This is a genomic window from Kitasatospora sp. GP30 (assembly GCF_029892145.1).
Taxonomy (GTDB): Bacteria; Actinomycetota; Actinomycetes; order Streptomycetales; family Streptomycetaceae; genus Kitasatospora; species Kitasatospora acidiphila.
This window is the reverse complement of sequence record NZ_JARZAH010000069.1, coordinates 1-18,427: the sequence shown is the minus strand read 5'-3', so window position 1 is coordinate 18,427 and position 18,427 is coordinate 1. Positions and strand designations below refer to the sequence as shown.

General features: G+C 70.6%; 3 protein-coding genes. All 3 read right to left on the bottom strand.

From position 1 onward, the window contains the following. On the bottom strand, positions 1 to 2,934 hold a 2,934-nt coding region (locus tag P3T35_RS39350), incomplete at its 3' end, for an amino acid adenylation domain-containing protein (protein WP_280709693.1). 3 nt (positions 2,935 to 2,937) lie between these two features. Beyond that, a complete protein-coding gene (locus P3T35_RS39345; protein ID WP_101383131.1) occupies positions 2,938 to 14,559 on the bottom strand; it encodes a non-ribosomal peptide synthetase in 11,622 nt (3,873 codons plus the stop codon). Between the two features lie 205 nt (positions 14,560 to 14,764). Beyond that, positions 14,765 to 18,427 (bottom strand): amino acid adenylation domain-containing protein (locus P3T35_RS39340; protein ID WP_280709690.1); only part of this gene is annotated, 3,663 nt, incomplete at its 5' end.

Genomic DNA, 18,427 nt, shown 5'->3' with positions numbered 1-18,427 from the left:
CATCACCACCGCGACCACCGACTCCGGGCCCACACCACGCCCGATCAGCAACCGCGCCAACCGGTTCGCCCGCGCATCCAACTCCCCGTACGACAGCTCGACACCCTCGAAGACCACCGCCACCGCATCCGGCGTCCGCGCCACCTGCGCCGCGAACAACCCCGGCAACGTCGACGACTCGACCTCGACCGCCGTGTCGGCCAGTTTCTCGCCCTTACCGTCGACGGTCGACACCACATAGGCCACCAGGCGCTTGTCACCCGGCACGTCCTCACGCACCACCACAGCAGCCTGCGCGACCTGCGGGTGCCCGACCACCACCGACTCGACCTCACCCGGCTCGATCCGGAAACCACGGATCTTCACCTGCTGATCGGCCCGGCCGGCGTACTCCAGCTCGCCGTCGGCGTTCCACCGCGCCAGGTCTCCGGTGCGGTACAGCCGGCCACCCGCCGGCCCGTACGGATCGGCGACGAACCGCTCAGCCGTCAGCCCCGGACGCGCCACATACCCACGCGCCAACCCCGCACCCGCCACATACAACTCACCAGCCACACCCACCGGCACCGGGCGCAGCGCGGCGTCCAGCACGTAGGCGCGCATGTTGTCGAGCGGGCGCCCGATCGGCAGCGCGCCCTCGCCGTCCACCGCGGTGTGCGTGGCGGTGAACGTGGTGGCCTCGGTCGGCCCGTACCCGTTCACCACCACGATGTCCGGGCAGGCCGCCCGCACCCGGGCCACCGCCACCGGCGACACCACGTCACCACCGGCCCACACCTCACGCACCCCGGCCAGACACCCCGGGTCCTCCTCCACCACCAGGGCGAACAGCCCCGCCGTCAGCCACAGCGCCGTGACCCCGAACGAGGAGACCACCTCGGCGAGCGAGACCGCCGTGACATCACCGGTCGGCATCACCACGACCCGGCGCCCGGTCAGCAGCGGGACCCACAGCTCCATCGTCGATGCGTCGAAGGAGTGCGGCGAGTGCAGCAGCACCCGCTCAAACCCCGCACCCGCGAACCGCCGATCCAGCGCCAGCGCCGCCACGTCGGCATGCGTCACCGCCACACCCTTCGCCCGACCCGTCGAGCCGGAGGTGTACATCACATACGCCAACTGGCGCGGGGAGCACGGAACATCGACCGGCTCGGCAGTCGTCGCATCGACCGCCAGCACGGTCAGACCCAACTCCTCCGCCTGCTCCCGCAGTCCAGCATCGGTGAGCACCACCTTCGCACCCGTCTCGGACACGATCGCCTGCCGACGCGCCAACGGGTAGCGGCTGTCCAGCGGCACATAGCACCCACCCGCCTTCACCACACCCAGCAGCGCCACCACCAGATCCGCCGAGCGCTCCATCAGCACCGCGACACCCGACTCCGCGCCCACACCGTGCCCAACCAGGCGCCGCGCCACCGCATTCGCCCGCGCATCCAACTCCGCATACGACAGCTCGACGCCCTCAGACACCACCGCCACCGCATCCGGCGTCGCAGCCACCCGCGCCGCGAACAACCCCGGCAACGTCGACGGCTCGACCCCGACCGCCGTGTCGTTCCAGCCCGTCAGGACGAGCTCGCGCTCCTCCTCGGTCATCAACTCGACGTAGATGATCGGGCGTTCCGGTGCCGCCAGCAGCTCCCCCAGTACCCGGACGAAGCCGTTGCCGATCCGCTCGGCGGTCTGCTCGTCGAACAGGTCGCGGGCGAAGACCACGCTGGCCGTCAGGCCGGCGGGGGCGCCTGCCGTGCCGAACTTCTCGGTGAAGGTGAAGTTGAGGTCGAACTTGGCCGGGGCCGGCCTGGCGGCCACCGGCTTGCCGGTGAGGCCCGGGAGGTCCAGCACGGGCTGGGCGTTGTTCTGCAAGGAGAGCATCACCTGGAAGAGCGGGTGACGGGCCATCGACCGGACCGGCGACAACTCCTCCACCAGCCGCTCGAACGGCACATCCTGATGCTCGAACGCGCGCAGGCTGGTCTCACGCACCCGGCCCAGCAGCTTGACGAAGCTCGGCGCGCCGGCCAAGTCGGTACGCAGCACCAGGGTGTTGACGAAGAAGCCCACCAGGTCGTTGAGGCCCTCGTCCATCCGGCCGGCGACCGCAGTGCCGATCGGAATGTCGGTGCCGGCGCCGAACCCGGACAGCAGCACGGCGAGCGCCGCCTGCAGCACCATGAACGGGGTGCAGCCCTCGGCGCGGGCCAGTTCGGTGATCCCCCGGTGGAGTTCAGCGGGCACCGGGAACTCCACGGAGCCGCCGCGGTGGCTGGCGTCGGGCGGGCGGGGCCGATCGAAGGGCAGCGCGAGCTCCTCAGGCAGCTCGGCCAGCGCCTGCCGCCAGTAGGCCAGCTGTTCGTTGAGCAGGCTCTCCGGGTCGTCCTCCTCCCCGAGCAGCTCGCGCTGCCAGAGCGCGTAGTCGGCGTACTGGCCGGGCAGTTCGTCCCAGTCGGGCGCGGTGCCGGCCAGGCGGGCCCGGTAGGCACGGGAGAGGTCCCGGGCGAGCGGGCCCATCGACCAGCCGTCACCGGCGATGTGGTGCACCACCAGCAGCAGCACGTGCTCGGCCTCGCCGCGCGAGAACAGCCAGGCGCGCAGCGGGAGTTCCTCGGCGAGGCGGAAGACGCAGCCAGCGGCCGCGGCCAGTTCGGCGGTCAACTCCGGTTCGGTCATCGCGGTGGCGTCGACCACGGTCAGCAGCGAGCCCACCGACGAGGCGTCCCGGATGTTCTGCCGCGGCTGCCCGGCGACCGCCGGGAACACTGTCCTCAGCACCTCGTGGCGGGTCACCACGTCGCGCAGGGCGCCGTCCAGCGCCCCGATGTCGAGGGTGCCGGTGAGCCGCAGGCCCATCGGGATGTTGTAGGTGGCGTTCGGGCCCTCCAACTCGCTCAGGAACCAGAGCCGCTGCTGGGCGAAGGAAACCGGGATCATCGTTCAGGACTCCTTGTTCGCGCGCATCGCCCGGAACGCGGGCCGTGCCTTCTTGTTCGCCGATTCGAGCCGCTTTGCCACACCAGCGACCGTCGGTGCCTCGAAGAGGGCCTGGATGGACAGTTCCACGTTGAGTGCTTTCCGGATTCGGCTGGCCAGTCGCACCGCCAGCAGCGAGTGACCGCCCAGGGCGAAGAAGTCGTCGTCCAGCCCGACTCCGGTGACGCCCAGCACCTCCTCGAACGCCTCGCAGAGCTGCTGTTCGCGTGGCGTGGTCGGGGGCCGGTGGGCGACCGCGGAGCCCAGGTCGGGGGCCGGCAGCGCCTTGCGGTCCAGCTTGCCGTTGACGGTCAGCGGCAGCGCGTCCATGACCACCACCGCGGCGGGGACCATGTACGCCGGCAACCGCTCACCCGCGAACTCCCGCAGGCTGGAGATGAGTTCATCCGCACTGGCATCGACATCGGCCGGCACCACGTAGGCCACCAGACGCTTGTCACCCGGCACGTCCTCACGCACCACCACCGCCGCCTGCGCGACCTGCGGGTGCCCGACCACCACCGACTCGACCTCACCCGGCTCGATCCGGAAACCACGGATCTTCACCTGGTCATCGGCTCGCCCCGCGAACACCAACTGCCCCTCAACCGTCCACCGCGCCCGGTCACCCGTGCGGTAGAACCGCTCGCCCGGCGCACCGAACGGGTTCGCCACGAACCGCTCCCCGGTCAGCCCGGCACGGCCCAGGTAGCCGCGGGCCAGCCCCGCGCCCGCAACGTACAACTCGCCCGCCACACCAACCGGTACGGGCTGCAGAGACTCGTCCAGCACGTACATCCGGGTGTTGACCACCGGCGTGCCGATCGCCACCACCGACGACGCCGGATCGCACCGCCACAACGTGGCATCCACCGTCGTCTCCGTCGGGCCGTAGGAGTTGAACATCCTGCGACCCTCGGCCCAGCGCGCCATCACCTCCGGCGGACACGCCTCACCCGCCGTCACCACCACCACGCCACGATCCACCGAACCCGCGTCCAGCGTCGCCAACACCGCCGGCGGCAACGTCACATGCGTCACCTCCTGCTCCGCCAGGAACACCGGCAACGCCTCACCCAGCCGCCGGTCCTGCGGAATGACCACCAACGCGGCACCCGTCAGCAACGCCATGAACCACTCCCACCCGAAGGTGTCGAAACCCGCCGAGGCGAACTGCCCCACCCGCGAACCAGCACCCACCCCCAACCACCGCACATGACCCGCCACCAGGTGCGCCACACCCGCATGCGACACCAGCACACCCTTCGGACGCCCCGTCGACCCCGACGTGTAGATCACGTACGCCGGATGCGCCGCAAGCAGCGGCACCCGACGCTCCGCATCCGTCACCCCCTCACCCGACAACCCGGACAGCTCCGCAACCGTCGCAGCATCGTCCAGGACCACCACCGGCACCGACCCCGCCAGCACCCCGGCCGTAGCCCGGCTCGCAACAGCCAGCACCGAAGCGGCGTCCCGCACCATGTACGCGATCCGCTCCGCCGGATACCCCGGATCCACCGGCATGTACGCGCCGCCCGCCTTCGCCACCGCGAGCAACGAGACCATCAGGTCCACACCGCGCTCCAGGCACACCGCCACCACCGACTCCGGCCCCACCCCCGCACCGATCAGATGACGCGCCAACCGGTTAGCCCGCGCATCCAACTCCGCGTACGACACCTCGGCACCGTCAGCCACCACCGCCACCGCAGCCGGAGCCAGCCCCACCCGCTCCTCGAACAACCCCGGCAACGTCGATGACGCCACCTCGACCGCCGTGTCGTTCCACTCCTCCACCACCAAGCGACGCTCAACCTCGCCCAGCACCCCCACCACCGACAGCCGCGTTTGCGGCGCCTCCTCCAAAGCGGCCGTCAGGTTCGTGACGGCGGCCTGCAACAGCGCGCAGATCCGCTCCGCATCGGCCGGTGCCACCGCCTTGGCGGTCAGGAAGAAGCCACTCCCCATGTCGTCGACGGCCACGCTCACGGGATAGTTGGTGGGGTCGCTCGCGGTCAGCACCCTGACGCCCGCAAGGCCGGGGCCAGTGCCCTCTGCAGCGGCCCCGCTGTGCCGGTAGTTGAAGATCGAGGTGAACAGCGGGCTACCGCCCGTTACCCCGCTCGCCTGCTGCGCCAGCGAAAGCGGCGCGTGCTCGTGCACCAGCAACTCGGCCAACTGGCCCCGCATGCCGTCCAGCGCCTCACCCGCACTCTGCGAGTCCAACCGCACCCGCACCGGCAGGGTGTTCATGAACAGACCCGGCACCCGGTCCGAACCGGCGCCCGCGTTCATCCGGCCGAACAGCACCGTACCGAACACCACATCGTCACGGCCCGACAGCGATGCCAGCACCCGCGCCCACGCCAGGTGGAACACCGTGGCCGCAGTCACGCCCTGCCGCCGCGCCACCTCACGCACCCGGCCGGCCACCTCAGCATCGAGGGGAACCTGGCAGTGCATCGCGGCGGTGCCGTCACCATGCACATCCAGCAACCCGAACGGCGCCGTCGTCTCGGTGACGTCGCCGAGCAGCTCGGTGAAGTACCGCTCGTGCTCCTCCCGCGGGACGCCCAGGCGGGCCTGCGCCACGAAGTCGCGGAACGGCAACGGCTCCGGCAACGTGTCGGCACGGCCGGACATGAACGCCCGAAGCTCCTCGAGCATCACGTCCCGTGAGGTGTGGTCCCCCACCAGGTGGTGCATTCGCAGCAGTGCCAACCAGCGGTCACCGCCGGGCTCCGCGGCGATGTGGACCGTCATCAGGGGCGCCCGGGTCAGATCCATCCACGACCCGCCGATGGCTGCCAACTGCTCCACCGGGTCGGGGCCCTGCGGGTCCAGCACGACCTCCTGGACCGGCAGCCCCACCCGGCGCAACACCACCTGCACCGGCTCGCGCAGCCCCTCCCACACGAACGCCGTGCGGTAGACGTCATGTCGGTCGATCACCTCCCGCAGCGCGTCCAGGAACGCGTCCACCCGCTCCCGCGAGTCGAATCCCAACACCGACGGCCGCATGTAGACATCCGCCTCGGCGCCCTGATTCGCCATCATGTGGTGGAAGAGCATGCCCTCCTGGAGCGGGGCCAGCGGGTAGACGTCCGCCACATTGGCCGCACCGCCCTCGACCGCGGCCACGATCCGCTCGATCTCCGCCTCGGTGAGCTCCACCAGCGGCAGCATCTCCGGCGTGATCCCGACGGCACCCTCGGGAATCAGGTTCGGCGGAACCACCACCTGGACCGGCCCGGCAGCGCCGGCCAGCGCGGCCGGCGTGGGGTTGCGCAGCAGGGTACGGATGGAGATCGACACACCCCGGGCCCGCAGGTACTCCACCAGCGACACCGCCAGCAGGGAGTGACCCCCCAGCGCGAAGAAGTTGTCCTCCACGCCGACGCTCTCCAGCCCCAGGGCGTGTGCGAAGGCGAGGCACAGGATCTCCTCCTGTACCGTTGCCGGACCACGGCTCACCCGGACGTCCTCATCCGCGGTGCCGGCGTCGTCCGGTGCGGGCAGGGCCGCGAGGTCCAGCGCCCCGTCCGACGCCAGCGGCAGCGTGTCCAGCACCACCACGGAGGGCACCAGCTGCTCCGCCAGGCGGTCGCCGGCGAACTGCCGCACCGCGTCCGCCAACGCTGCGTGATCAGCGCCGGAGTCGGCGGGTACGACATAGGCGACCAGGCTCCCGCCGGCTCCCGTCCGGGATGCCTGGTCGTCGTCCGCATCGTGCTCGCGCTCGATGACCGCCAGCTGAGCCAAGCCGGGCTGCGTGGCCAGCACGGTCTGCACCTGACGCGCGGTTCGCCCGCGCGCCAGGATCCGCTCCCGCTCGTCCTCACCCAGCACGGCCACCGCCGCAAGCCGGGTCTGCGGCTCGGCCGTGACCGTCTCAAGGACGCGAACCAGCCAGACCACGATCCGCTCGGCGGTGTCCGCGTCGAACAAGTCGGCCGCCGCAGTCACGACACCACGCAGGCCTGCTGGAGCGCCCTGGGCGTCGAAGGTCTCCCCGACCGATATGCCCAGGTCGAACTTCGCCACCCCCGTTCCGGCGGCCTGCCGGCCGACCCGCAGCCCCGGCAGCTCCAGCTCGGCTCTGCCGGAGGCCGCGGCGGTGTTCTGCAGGGTGAGCATGACCTGGAACAGCGGGTTATTGGCCAGCGACCGGGTCGGCGCCAACTCCTCCACCAGCTTCTCGAACGGCACGTCCTGGTTCTCGTACGCGCGCAGGCCCGTCTCCCGGACCCGCTCGACCACCTCACCGAAGGTCGGGTCACCGGACAGGTCGGTACGGATCACCAACGTGTTGACGAAGAACCCGACCAGCTCGTTGAGCGCCTCATCGGTGCGCCCGGCGATCGCCGCGCCGATCGGGATGTCCGTGCCCGCACCGATCCGGTTCAGGGTGACCGCCAACGCCGCCTGCAGCACCATGAACAAGGTCGCCCCCTGCTCCCGGGCCACCGACACCAGGCCCTCGTGCAGCCCTGCGGGGATCTCCAGCCCCACTGTGTGACCGCGGTGGGTGGGTGTCGCGGGCCGCGCCAGGTCAGTGGGCAGCACGAGGTCCTCCGGGACCCCGGCCAACGCCTCGCGCCAGTACGCCACCTGCCCGGACAACACACTGTCCGGATCGTCCTCACTCCCGAGCAACTCCCGCTGCCACAACGCATAATCCGCGTACTGCACCGGCAACGGCTCCCACTCCGGTGCCCGACCCGCGGCCCGCGCCGCATACGCCACCGACAGGTCCCGCGCCAACGGCGCCGTCGACCAGCCGTCCCCGGCGATGTGGTGCACCACCACCACCAGCACGTGCTCGGCCTCGCCGAGCGCGAACAGCGTCACCCGAAGCGGGATCTCCGACGTCAGGTCGAACGCATACCCGACCGCCTCCGCCACCGCCGCATCCAGCTCCTGCGGCGCCACCTCGACCACCGACAGCTCGAAGCCGCACTCCTGCAGCGACAGCACCCGCTGGAACGGCTCACCATCGGCCACCGGCAGGACCGTGCGCAGCGCCTCGTGCCGCCCGATCACGTCCCGCAGCGCTTCCGCCATGGCCCCGCGGTCCAACTGCCCGGTCAACCGCAGCGCCAGCGGGATGTTGTAGGTCGCGCTCGGACCCTCCAACTGCCTCAGGAACCACAGCCGGCGCTGCGCGTACGACAGCGGCACCCGCTCCGGACGCGCCACCGGCACCAACGCGGCCCGGCCCTCGCCGGCCTCACCCATCCACGCCGCGACCGCGGCCGGCGTCGGACGCTCGTACAGCATCCGCAACGGCAACTCCACGCCCAGCACCACGCGCACCCGGATGATCAACTTCATCGCCAGCAGCGAATGACCACCCAGCGCGAAGAAGTCGTCCTCCACACCGACCGCGGGAAGCCCCAGCACCTGCGCGAACGCCTGGCACAGCAACTCCTCCTGCACCGTCGCCGGTGCCCGGCCCGCGCCGGCCAGTTCCGTGTAGTCCGGCTCGGGCAGGGCCTTGCGGTCCACCTTGCCGTTCGCCGTCAGCGGCAACTCCTCCAACACCACCACAGCCGACGGAACCATGTACTCCGGCAGGCTCCGGGCGAGGTGGGCCTGCAGGTCCGCCGCATCCACCCGCACCCCGGCCCGGGGCACGACGTACCCGGCAAGCCGCTGATCCCCCGCACCGCTCCCGTTGACCGTCACCGCCGCCTGCGCCACCAACTCGTGACGCTCCAGCGCAGCCTCGATCTCACCCAGTTCGATCCGGAAGCCACGCACCTTGACCTGCGTGTCGACCCGGCCCAGGCACTCCAGCGTCCCGTCCTCGCGCCAGCGGGCCAGGTCGCCCGTGCGGTACATCCTCTCGCCCTTCGGCCCGAACGGCGCGGCGGTGAACCGCTCAGCGCTCAACCCGGGCCGGCCCAGGTACCCCCGGGCCAACTGCGCACCCGCCAGGTACAACTCGCCCGCCACACCGGCCGGGACCGGCTGCAGGAACCCGTCCAGCACGTAGGCACGCATGTTGGCGAACGGACGCCCGATGGTCACCGGACCGTCGCCGACCTCGGCCGAGGTCGCCCAGACCGTGGCCTCCGTGGGACCGTACAGGTTCACCGCCCACAGGCCCAGCTCCCGCATGCGGCCCGCCAAGTCCTCGGACAGCGCCTCACCGCCGACCAGCACCCGCACCCCGCGCGGCCAGTCGGCCTCGCCGGACAGCAGGGTCCGCCACAGCGACGGAACAGCCTGAACAGCGGTCACCCCGCCCGCCTCGACCAGCTCCCGCAACGCCGCCGCATCACGTACCGTCTCCCGCTCGGCAAGCACCACAGCCGCCCCGCACACCAACGGCAGGAACAACTCCAGCGCCGCGATGTCGAAAGACACCGTCGTCACAGCCAGCAGACGGTCGCCGGCCCCCAACGGAACCCGCTGCCCGGCCGCCCGCAAGTGGTTCACCAGCGCCTGGTGAGTGACCACGACCCCCTTGGGACGCCCGGTCGAACCCGACGTGTGAATCACATACACCGGATGGGCCGGCAGCAGCGGCACCACCAGATCGGCAGCCGTCAGCTGCACCTCCTCGAAGCCCGAGCACTCGGCGCGCAGTTCGTCGGAGTCCAGCACCAGCACCGGCCCGGCGACCGGGTCCGGCAGCACCGGTGCACACTGCTGCGTCGTCAGGACACACACCGGCGCCGCGTCATCCAGCACATAGGCGATCCGCTCCACCGGATACTCCGGATCCACCGGCAGATACGCACCACCGGCCTTCGCCACCGCCAGCAGCGACACCACCAGCTCCACGCCGCGCTCCATCACCACCGCGACCACCGACTCCGGGCCCACACCCCGGCCGATCAGCAACCGCGCCAGCCGGTTCGCCCGCGCATCCAACTGCGCGTACGACACCTCGACACCCTCGAAGACCAGCGCCACCGCGTCCGGCGTCCGCGCCACCTGCCCGGCGAACAGCCCCGGCAACGTCGACGACGCCACCTCGAGCGCCGTGTCGTTCCACTCCTCGACGACCTGACGGCGCTCAGCCTCACCCAGCACCCCCACCGCCGCGAACCGCGACTGCGGAGCCTCCTCCAAGACGGCCGTCAGGTTCGTGACGGCGGCCTGCAGCAGCGCGCAGATCTGCTGAGCATCGGCCGGTGCCACCGCTTCGACGATCAGGTTGAAGCCACTGCCGAGGTCGTCGACGGCCACGCTCACGGGGTAGTTGGTGTGGTCGCTCACGGTCAGCACCCCGACGCCCGCAAGGCGGGGACCGGTCCCCTCCGCCGGTGCCTGGCCGTGGCGGTAGTTGAGGAGCGAGGTGAACAGCGGGCTGCCGCCCGTCATCCCGCTCGCCTGCTGCGCCAGCGAAAGCGGCGCGTGCTCGTGCACCAGCAACTCGGCCAACTGGCCCCGCATGCCGTCCAGCGCCTCACCCGCACTCTGCGAGTCCAACCGCACCCGCACCGGCAGGGTGTTCATGAACAGACCCGGCACCCGGTCCGAACCGGCGCCCGCGTTCATCCGGCCGAACAGCACCGTACCGAACACCACATCCTCACGGCCGCTCACCGCGGCCAGCACCCGCGCCCACGCCAAGTGGAACACCGTCGCCGGGCTCACACCCTGCCGCCGCGCCACCTCACGCACCCGGCCGGCCACCTCAGCATCGAGGGGAACCTGGCAGCGCACCGCGGCGGTGCCGTCACCATGCAGATCCAGCACACCGAAGGGCGCCGTCGTCTCGGTGACGTCGCCGAGCACCTCCGCGAAGTACCGCTCGTGCTCCTCGCGCGGCGTACCGAGGCGGGCCTGCGCCACGAAGTCGCGGAACGGCAGCGGCTCCGGCAACGTGTCGGCACGGCCGGACATGAATGCCCGCACCTCCCCGAACAGCACATCCAGCGAGGTGTGGTCCTGCACCATGTGGTGGGTTCGCAGCAGTGCCAACCAGCGGTCACCGCCGGGCTCCGCCGCGATGTGGACCGTCATCAGGGGCGCCCGGGTCAGATCCATCCACGACCCGGCAATAGCCCTCAACTGCTCCACCGGGTCGGGGCCCTGCGGGTCCAGCACGACCTCCTGGACCGGCAGCTCCACCCGGCGCGACACCACCTGCACCGGCTCGGCCAGGCCCTCCCACACGAACGCCGTGCGGCAGATGTCATGCCGGTCGATCACCCGCTGCAGTGCTGCCAGGAACGCGTCCACCCGCTCCCGCGAGTCGAATTCCATCACCGACGGCAGTACGTAGACATCCGTCTCGGTTTCCTGATCCGCCATCATGTGGTGGAAGAGGAGACCCTCCTGGAGCGGGGCCAGCGGGTAGACGTCCGCCACATTGGCCGCCCCGCCCTCGACCTCCGCCACGATCCGCTCGATCTCCGCCTCGGTCAGCTCCACCAGAGACAGCATCCCGGGCGTGATCTCGACGGCACCCTCGGGAATCAGGTTCGGCGGCACCACCACCTGGACCGGCCCGGCAGCGCCGGCCAGCCCGGCCGGCGTCGGCGTCTGGAACAGGGCCTTCACCGAGACAGAGACACCCCGCGCACGGAGGTTCGCCACCAGGGAAACCACGAGGAGCGAGTGACCGCCCAGGGCGAAGAAGTCGTCATCGACACCGACTCGATCGAGTCCCAGGACCTCGGCGAACGCCTGGCACAGAAGCTCCTCCTGCACCGTCGCCGGCGCCCGACCCGCACCCGCCGCATACTCCGGTGCGGGCAGGGCCTTGCGGTCCACCTTGCCGTTCACCGTCAGCGGCAGCTCCTCCAGCACCACGACCGCCGACGGAACCATGTACTGCGGCAACCGCTCACTCGCGAACTCCCGCAGGCTGGTGAGGAGTTCATCCGCACTGGCGTCGACGTCGACCGGAACCGCGTACGCCACCAGGCGCTTGTCACCCGGCACGTCCTCACGGACCAGCACCACGGCCTGCTCCAGGCCCGGGTGAGCGGCCAGGACGGCCTGCACCTCACCAGGCTCGATCCGGAAACCGCGCAGCTTCACCTGCTCGTCCGCACGACCCGCGAACACCAACTCGCCGTCGCCCGACCACTTCGCGCGGTCACCCGTGCGGTACAGCCGGCCGCCCGCCGGCCCGTACGGATCGGCGACGAACCGCTCAGCCGTCAGCCCCGGACGCGCCACATACCCACGCGCCAACCCCGCACCCGCCACATACAACTCACCAGCCACACCCACCGGCACCGGGCGCAGCGCGGCGTCCAACACGTAGGCGCGCATGTTGTCGAGCGGGCGCCCGATCGGCAGCGCGCCCTCGCCGTCCACCGCGGTGTGCGTGGCGGTGAACGTGGTGGCCTCGGTCGGCCCGTACCCGTTCACCACCACGATGTCCGGGCAGGCCGCCCGCACCCGGGCCACCGCCACCGGCGACAGCACATCACCACCGGCCCACACCTCACGCACCCCGGCCAGACACCCCGGGTCCTCCTCCACCACCAGGGCGAACAGCCCCGCCGTCAGCCACAGCGCCGTGACCCCGAACGAGGAGACCACCTCGGCGAGCGAAACCGCCGTGACATCACCGGTCGGCATCACCACGACCTGACGCCCCGTCAGCAGCGGGACCCACAGCTCCATCGTCGACGCGTCGAAGGAGTACGGCGAGTGCAGCAGCACCCGCTCAAACCCCGCACCCGCGAACCGCCGATCCAGCGCCAGCGCCGCCACGTCGGCATGCGTCACCGCCACACCCTTCGCCCGACCCGTCGAGCCGGAGGTGTACATCACATAGGCCAACCCCTCCACATCACAAGGGATCTCCAGCGGCTCCGCAGCGCCCGCGCCGGAAACCTCCAGCACCGCCAGGCCCAGCTCGGCCGCCTGACCCCGCAGCTCGGCATCGGTGAGGACGACCGAGGCACCCGTCTCCCCGACGATCGTCCGACGGTGCGCCAGCGGATACCGGGCGTCCAGCGGAACGTAGTAACCGCCCGCCTTCACCACCGCGAGCAACGCCACCACCAGCTCGGCCGACCGCTCCATCAGCACCGCGACACCGCACTCCGCGCCCACACCCAGTTCGACCAGCCGCCGCGCCACCGCATTGGCGCGCGCATCCAACTCCGCATACGACAGCTCGACACCCTCAGACACCACCGCCACCGCATCCGGCGTCCGCGCCACCTGCGCCGCGAACAACCCCGGCAACGTCAACGACGCCACCTCGACCTCGACCGCCGTGCCGTTCCACTCCTCCAAGAGCAGGCGACGCTCAGCCGCGCCCAGCACATCCACCGCCGACAACCGCGTCTGCGGCTCAGCGACAACCGTCTCGACGACCCGCAGCAGCCAACCCGCGAAACGCTCCGCCGTCCCCGCATCGAACAGATCCGCAGCCGCGATCAACTTCCCCCGGATGCCCGCCGGCTTGCCCTGCGCATCAAAGACCTCACCAAGACTCACTTCCAGGTCGAACTTCGACGCCCCCAGACCCGCTGACGACGCCAGAGCCGAAGGCAGCGAGCCCGCCCCGGACAGATCCAACGCCGCCGAAGCCGTGTTCTGCACCGTGAGCATGACCTGGAACAGCGGGTTCCGGGCCATCGACCGGACCGGCGACAACTCCTCCACCAGCTTCTCGAACGGCACGTCCTGATGCTCGAACGCGCGCAGGCTGGTCTCCCGCACCCGCTCCAGCACCTCGTCGAAGGTCGGGTCACCGGACAGGTCCGTGCGCATCACCAACGTGTTCACGAAGAACCCGACCAGGTCCTCCAAGGCCTTCTCGGTGCGTCCGGCGATCGCCGCCCCGATCGGGATGTCGTTCCCCGCACCCAACCGGTTGAGAGTGACCGCCAGCGCGGCCTGCAGCACCATGTACGGGGTCACCCCCCGCTCCCTGGTCACCTTCACCAGACGCTCGTGCACGCCGGCCGGCAGCTCGACTGCCACCGTATGGCCCTGATGACTGGCCACGGCGGGACGCGGCCGATCGGTCGGCAGCTCCAGTTCGGCCGGCGCCCCGGCCAGCGTCTCGCGCCAGTACGCCAACTGCCGGGAGAGCACGCTGTCCGGGTCCTGCTCGTCGCCGAGCAGCTCCCGCTGCCACAGCACGTAGTCCGCGTACTGCACCGGCAGCGGCTCCCACTCCGGTGCCCGACCCGCGGCCCGCGCCGCATACGCCACCGACAGGTCCCGCGCCAGCGGCGCCGTCGACCAGCCGTCCCCGGCGATGTGGTGAACCACCACCACCAACGCGTGTTCGTCCTGGCTCACCGTGAACAGCGTTGCCCGCACCGGGATTTCGGCGGACAGATCGAACGCGTACGCGACCGCCCCGCTCACAGCGCCGGCCAGCTCCTCCTGGGAAACCGCCTCGACCGCAAGCTCGAACCCGCTGTCCTCGACCTTGAGGACCTGCTGGTACGGCTCCCCGTTCTCGACCACGAAGACTGTGCGCAGCACCTCGTGCCGCCCCACCACGTCCCGCAACGCCTCGGCGAGGGCCTCCCGATCCACGTCCCCGGTCAGCCGCAGCGCCATCGGAATGTTGTAGGTCGCACTCGGACCCTCCAGCTGGCTCAGGAACCACAGCCGACGCTGCGCAAACGACAACGGAATCATCAGTAGTCCTCCTGCTTACGCATCGGCCGCAGAGTGGGCCTAGCTATGTTCTGGGTCTCGATCTGACTGGCGGGCCGGCCGGTGAGGGCCTCCCGATCCACATCCCGGGTCAGCGGCAGCACCATCGGAATGTTGTAGGTCGCACTCGGACCCTTTAACTGACTCAGGAACCACGGCCGACGCTGTGCAAGCGACAACGGAGTCATCAGTGGTCCTCCTGCTTACGCATCGGCCGCAGAGTGGGCCTGGCCGTGCTCTGGGTCTCGATCTGACTGGCGAGCCAGCCGGCGAGCCCTTCCGGCGTCCGTGCCTCGAACACCGCCCGGATCGGCAGTTCGGCCCGCAGCGACTCCCGCACCTCACTGACCAGTCGGGTCGCCAGCAGGGAGTGGCCGCCCAAAGCGAAGAAGTCGTCCTCCACGCCGACCCGGTCGAGTCCCAGGACCTGCCCGAACGCCTGGCACAGCAGCTCCTCCTGCACCGTGGCCGGTGCCCGGCCCGCGCCGGCGGCGTACTCGGGGGCGGGCAGGGCCTTGCGATCCAGCTTGCCGTTCACCGTCAGCGGCAGCGCGTCCAGCACCACCACCGCCGACGGAACCATGTAGGACGGCAACCGCCCAGCCACGAACTCACGGACTATGGCGGCCAGTTCGGTGCTTTCGCCGTCCCCGATGACATACGCGACCAGGCGCTTGTCACCCGGCACGTCCTCACGTGCGATCACCGCGGCCTGCGCCACCAGCGGGTGCGCGGCCACCACCGACTCCACCTCGGCCGGCTCCACCCGGAACCCGCGGATCTTCACCTGCTCATCCGCACGACCCGCAAACACCAACCGCCCATCCGCCGACCACCTCACACGGTCACCCGTGCGGTACAACCGGCCACCCGCCACACCGAACGGGTCCGCCACGAACCGCTCACCCGTCAGGCCCGGGCGGTTCAGATAGCCGCGCGCCAACCCAGCACCCGCGACATACAGTTCACCCGCCACACCCACCGGCACCGGAGCCAAGTACTCGTCCAGCACATACACCCGGGTACCGTCCAACGGCCCACCGATCGGCAGCACCCCACCCAGCGCCTCCGGCGAACCCACCTCGTACTGGGTAGCGCACAGCGTCACCTCCGTCGGCCCGTACAAGTGCCGCACCACCACACCCGCGTTGCCCTCCAGCACCCGGCGCACCGCACCCACCGGCACCACATCACCACCGGTCAACACCTCACGCACGCCCGCGAAACACTGCGGATCCTGCTCCGCGATCACCCGGAACAGACCCGCCGTCACATGCACGTGCGACACCCCGCAGTCGACCAGCAGCGACCGCAGCACCCCCGCATCCACCGCACCCGTCGGCGCCACCACCACCGTCGCACCCGACAGCAACGCCACCCACACCTCATACGAGGAGGCATCAAAGGCATGCGGGGCCTGGAACAACACCCGATCCCCCGACCCCACACCCCAATGCGAAGCCGACGCCAACTCCACCAGACCCCGCTGCGTGGTCACCACACCCTTGGGCACACCCGTCGAACCCGAGGTGTACATCACATACACCGGGCACTCCAGACCCACCCCAGCGCCGGTCACATGCGCCGACCCGGCCGGCACCTGCTCACCGTCGACCACCAGCACCGGCGCCTCCACCGATCCCGGCACCCGCGACGCGGCATCCCGCGTGGTCAGCACACACACCGGCGCCGCGTCCTTGAGCACGAACGCGACCCGCTCCGACGGAGACTCCACATCCACCGGCAGATACGCACCACCCGCCTTCACCACCGCCAGCAACGCCACCAGCAGCTCGACCGAACGCTCCATCACCACACCCACCAGCGACTCCGCGCCGACCCCGCGATCCCGCAGCACACCCGCCAACCCAGCAGCCCGCACATCCAACTCCGCGTACGACAGCTCCACGTCCCCGCACACCACCGCCACCGCATCCGGCGTCCGCGCCACCTGCGCCGCAAACACCTCCGCCACCGACAGCACAGGAGCAGCAACACCCGTGTCGTTCCAGGCAGTCAGCAGCCGCTCCCGCTCCGCCTCACCGAGGACGCCCACCTCTCCCAGCCGCGTCTGCTCCGGGGCATCCTCCAGGGCCGCGACCAGATTGCGCAGGCAGGTGTGCAACAGCGACCCCACCTGCTGCGGGTCAATCGAAGCCACCGCGTCGACGGTCAGGCCGAACCCCGTCTGATGGTCGTCGACGGCGATGCTCAGGGGGTAGTTGGTCAGGTCCCGCGTAGAGAGCACGCCGACGCCCTCGAAGCCGGAGTCGAAGTTCCGCGCGGCGGCCTGGATGTGCCGGTAGTTGAAGATCGAGGTGAACAGCGGGCTGCCGCCCGTCATCCCGCTCGCCTGCTGCGCCAGCGACAGCGGCGCGTGCTCGTGCACCAGCAGCCCCGCCAACTGGTGCCGCATCCCGGACAGCGCCCCGCTCACGCTCTGCCCGTCCAACCGCACGCGCACCGGCAGCGTGTTGAGGAACAGACCCGGCACCCGATCGGCACCCGCCCCGGAGTTCATCCGGCCGAACAGCACCGTGCCGAACACCACGTCGTCACGGCCGCTGACCACTCCCAGCACCCGCGCCCACGCCAGGTGGAAGACGGTGGCCGCACTGACGCCCTCGCGCCGCGCCAACTCACGCACCCGGCAGGACAGTTCATCGTCCACCACGAGGCGTGCCTGATGGGTGGTACTGCCGTCGCCGTACGCGTCCAGCACACCGAAGGGCGCCGTCGTCTCGGTGACGTCCCCGAGCACCTCCGCGAAGTACCGCTCGTGCTCCTCGCGCGGCGTACCCAGGCGGGCCTGGGCGACGAATTCGCGGAACGGCAGCGGCGCCGGCAACGCGTCGCCCCGACCGGAGATGAACGCCCGAAGCTCCCCGAACAGCACGTCCACCGAGGTGTGGTCCTGCACCAGGTGGTGGGTTCGCAGCAGTGCCAGCCAGCGGTCACCGCCGGGCTCCGCCGCGATGTGGACCGTCATCAGGGGCGCCCGGGTCAGATCCATCCGCGATCCGCCGATCGCCAGCAACTGCTCCACCGGGTCAGGGCCCTGCGGGTCCAGCACGACCTCCTGGACCGGCAGCTCCACCCGGCGCGACACCACCTGCACCGGCTCGCGCAACCCCTCCCACACGAACGCCGTGCGGTAGACGTCGTGCCGGCCGATCACCTCTCGCAGCGCGTCCAGGAACGCGTCCACCCGCTCCCGCGAGTCGAATCCCAGCACCGCCGGCCGCATGTAGACATCCGACTCGGATTCCTGATCCGCCATCATGTGGTGGAAGAGCATGCCCTCCTGGAGCGGGGCCAACGGGTAGACATCCGCCACATTGGCCGCGCCGCCCTCGACCACGGCCACGATCCGCTCGATCTCGGTGGCGTCCAGGTCCACCAGGGGCAGCATCTCCGGCGTGATCTCCCGCGCATCGACGGGAATGGCGTTCGCCGGCACCACGACCCCCTCGGAGGCCTGTGCGGCTGCCAGCCCGGCCACCGTCGGCGTCTCGAATAGCGCCCGCACAGCCACGGACACACCCCGCACTCGGAGACGTTCCACCAGGGCCACCGCCAGCAGCGAATGGCCGCCCAGCGTGAAGAAGTCGTCATCGACCCCGACCGCCGGCAAGCCGAGGACCTCGGCGAACGCCTCGCAGAGGATCTCCTCCCGCACACTGGCCGGCGCACGGCCCCCACCCGTCGTGTGCTGCGGAACGGGCAGGGCCTTGCGGTCCAGCTTGCCGTTGACCGTCACCGGCAGCGCGTCCAGGACCACGACCGCCGACGGAACCATGTAGGACGGCAACCGCTCACCAGCGAACTCCCGCAACAGGGACACGAGTTC

What these genes read in the sequence shown, in the direction of transcription:
- P3T35_RS39345 (WP_101383131.1), bottom strand. Translation starts at nt 14,559, where the DNA reads ATGATTCCGTTGTCGTTTGCGCAGCGTCGGCTGTGGTTCCTGAGCCAG.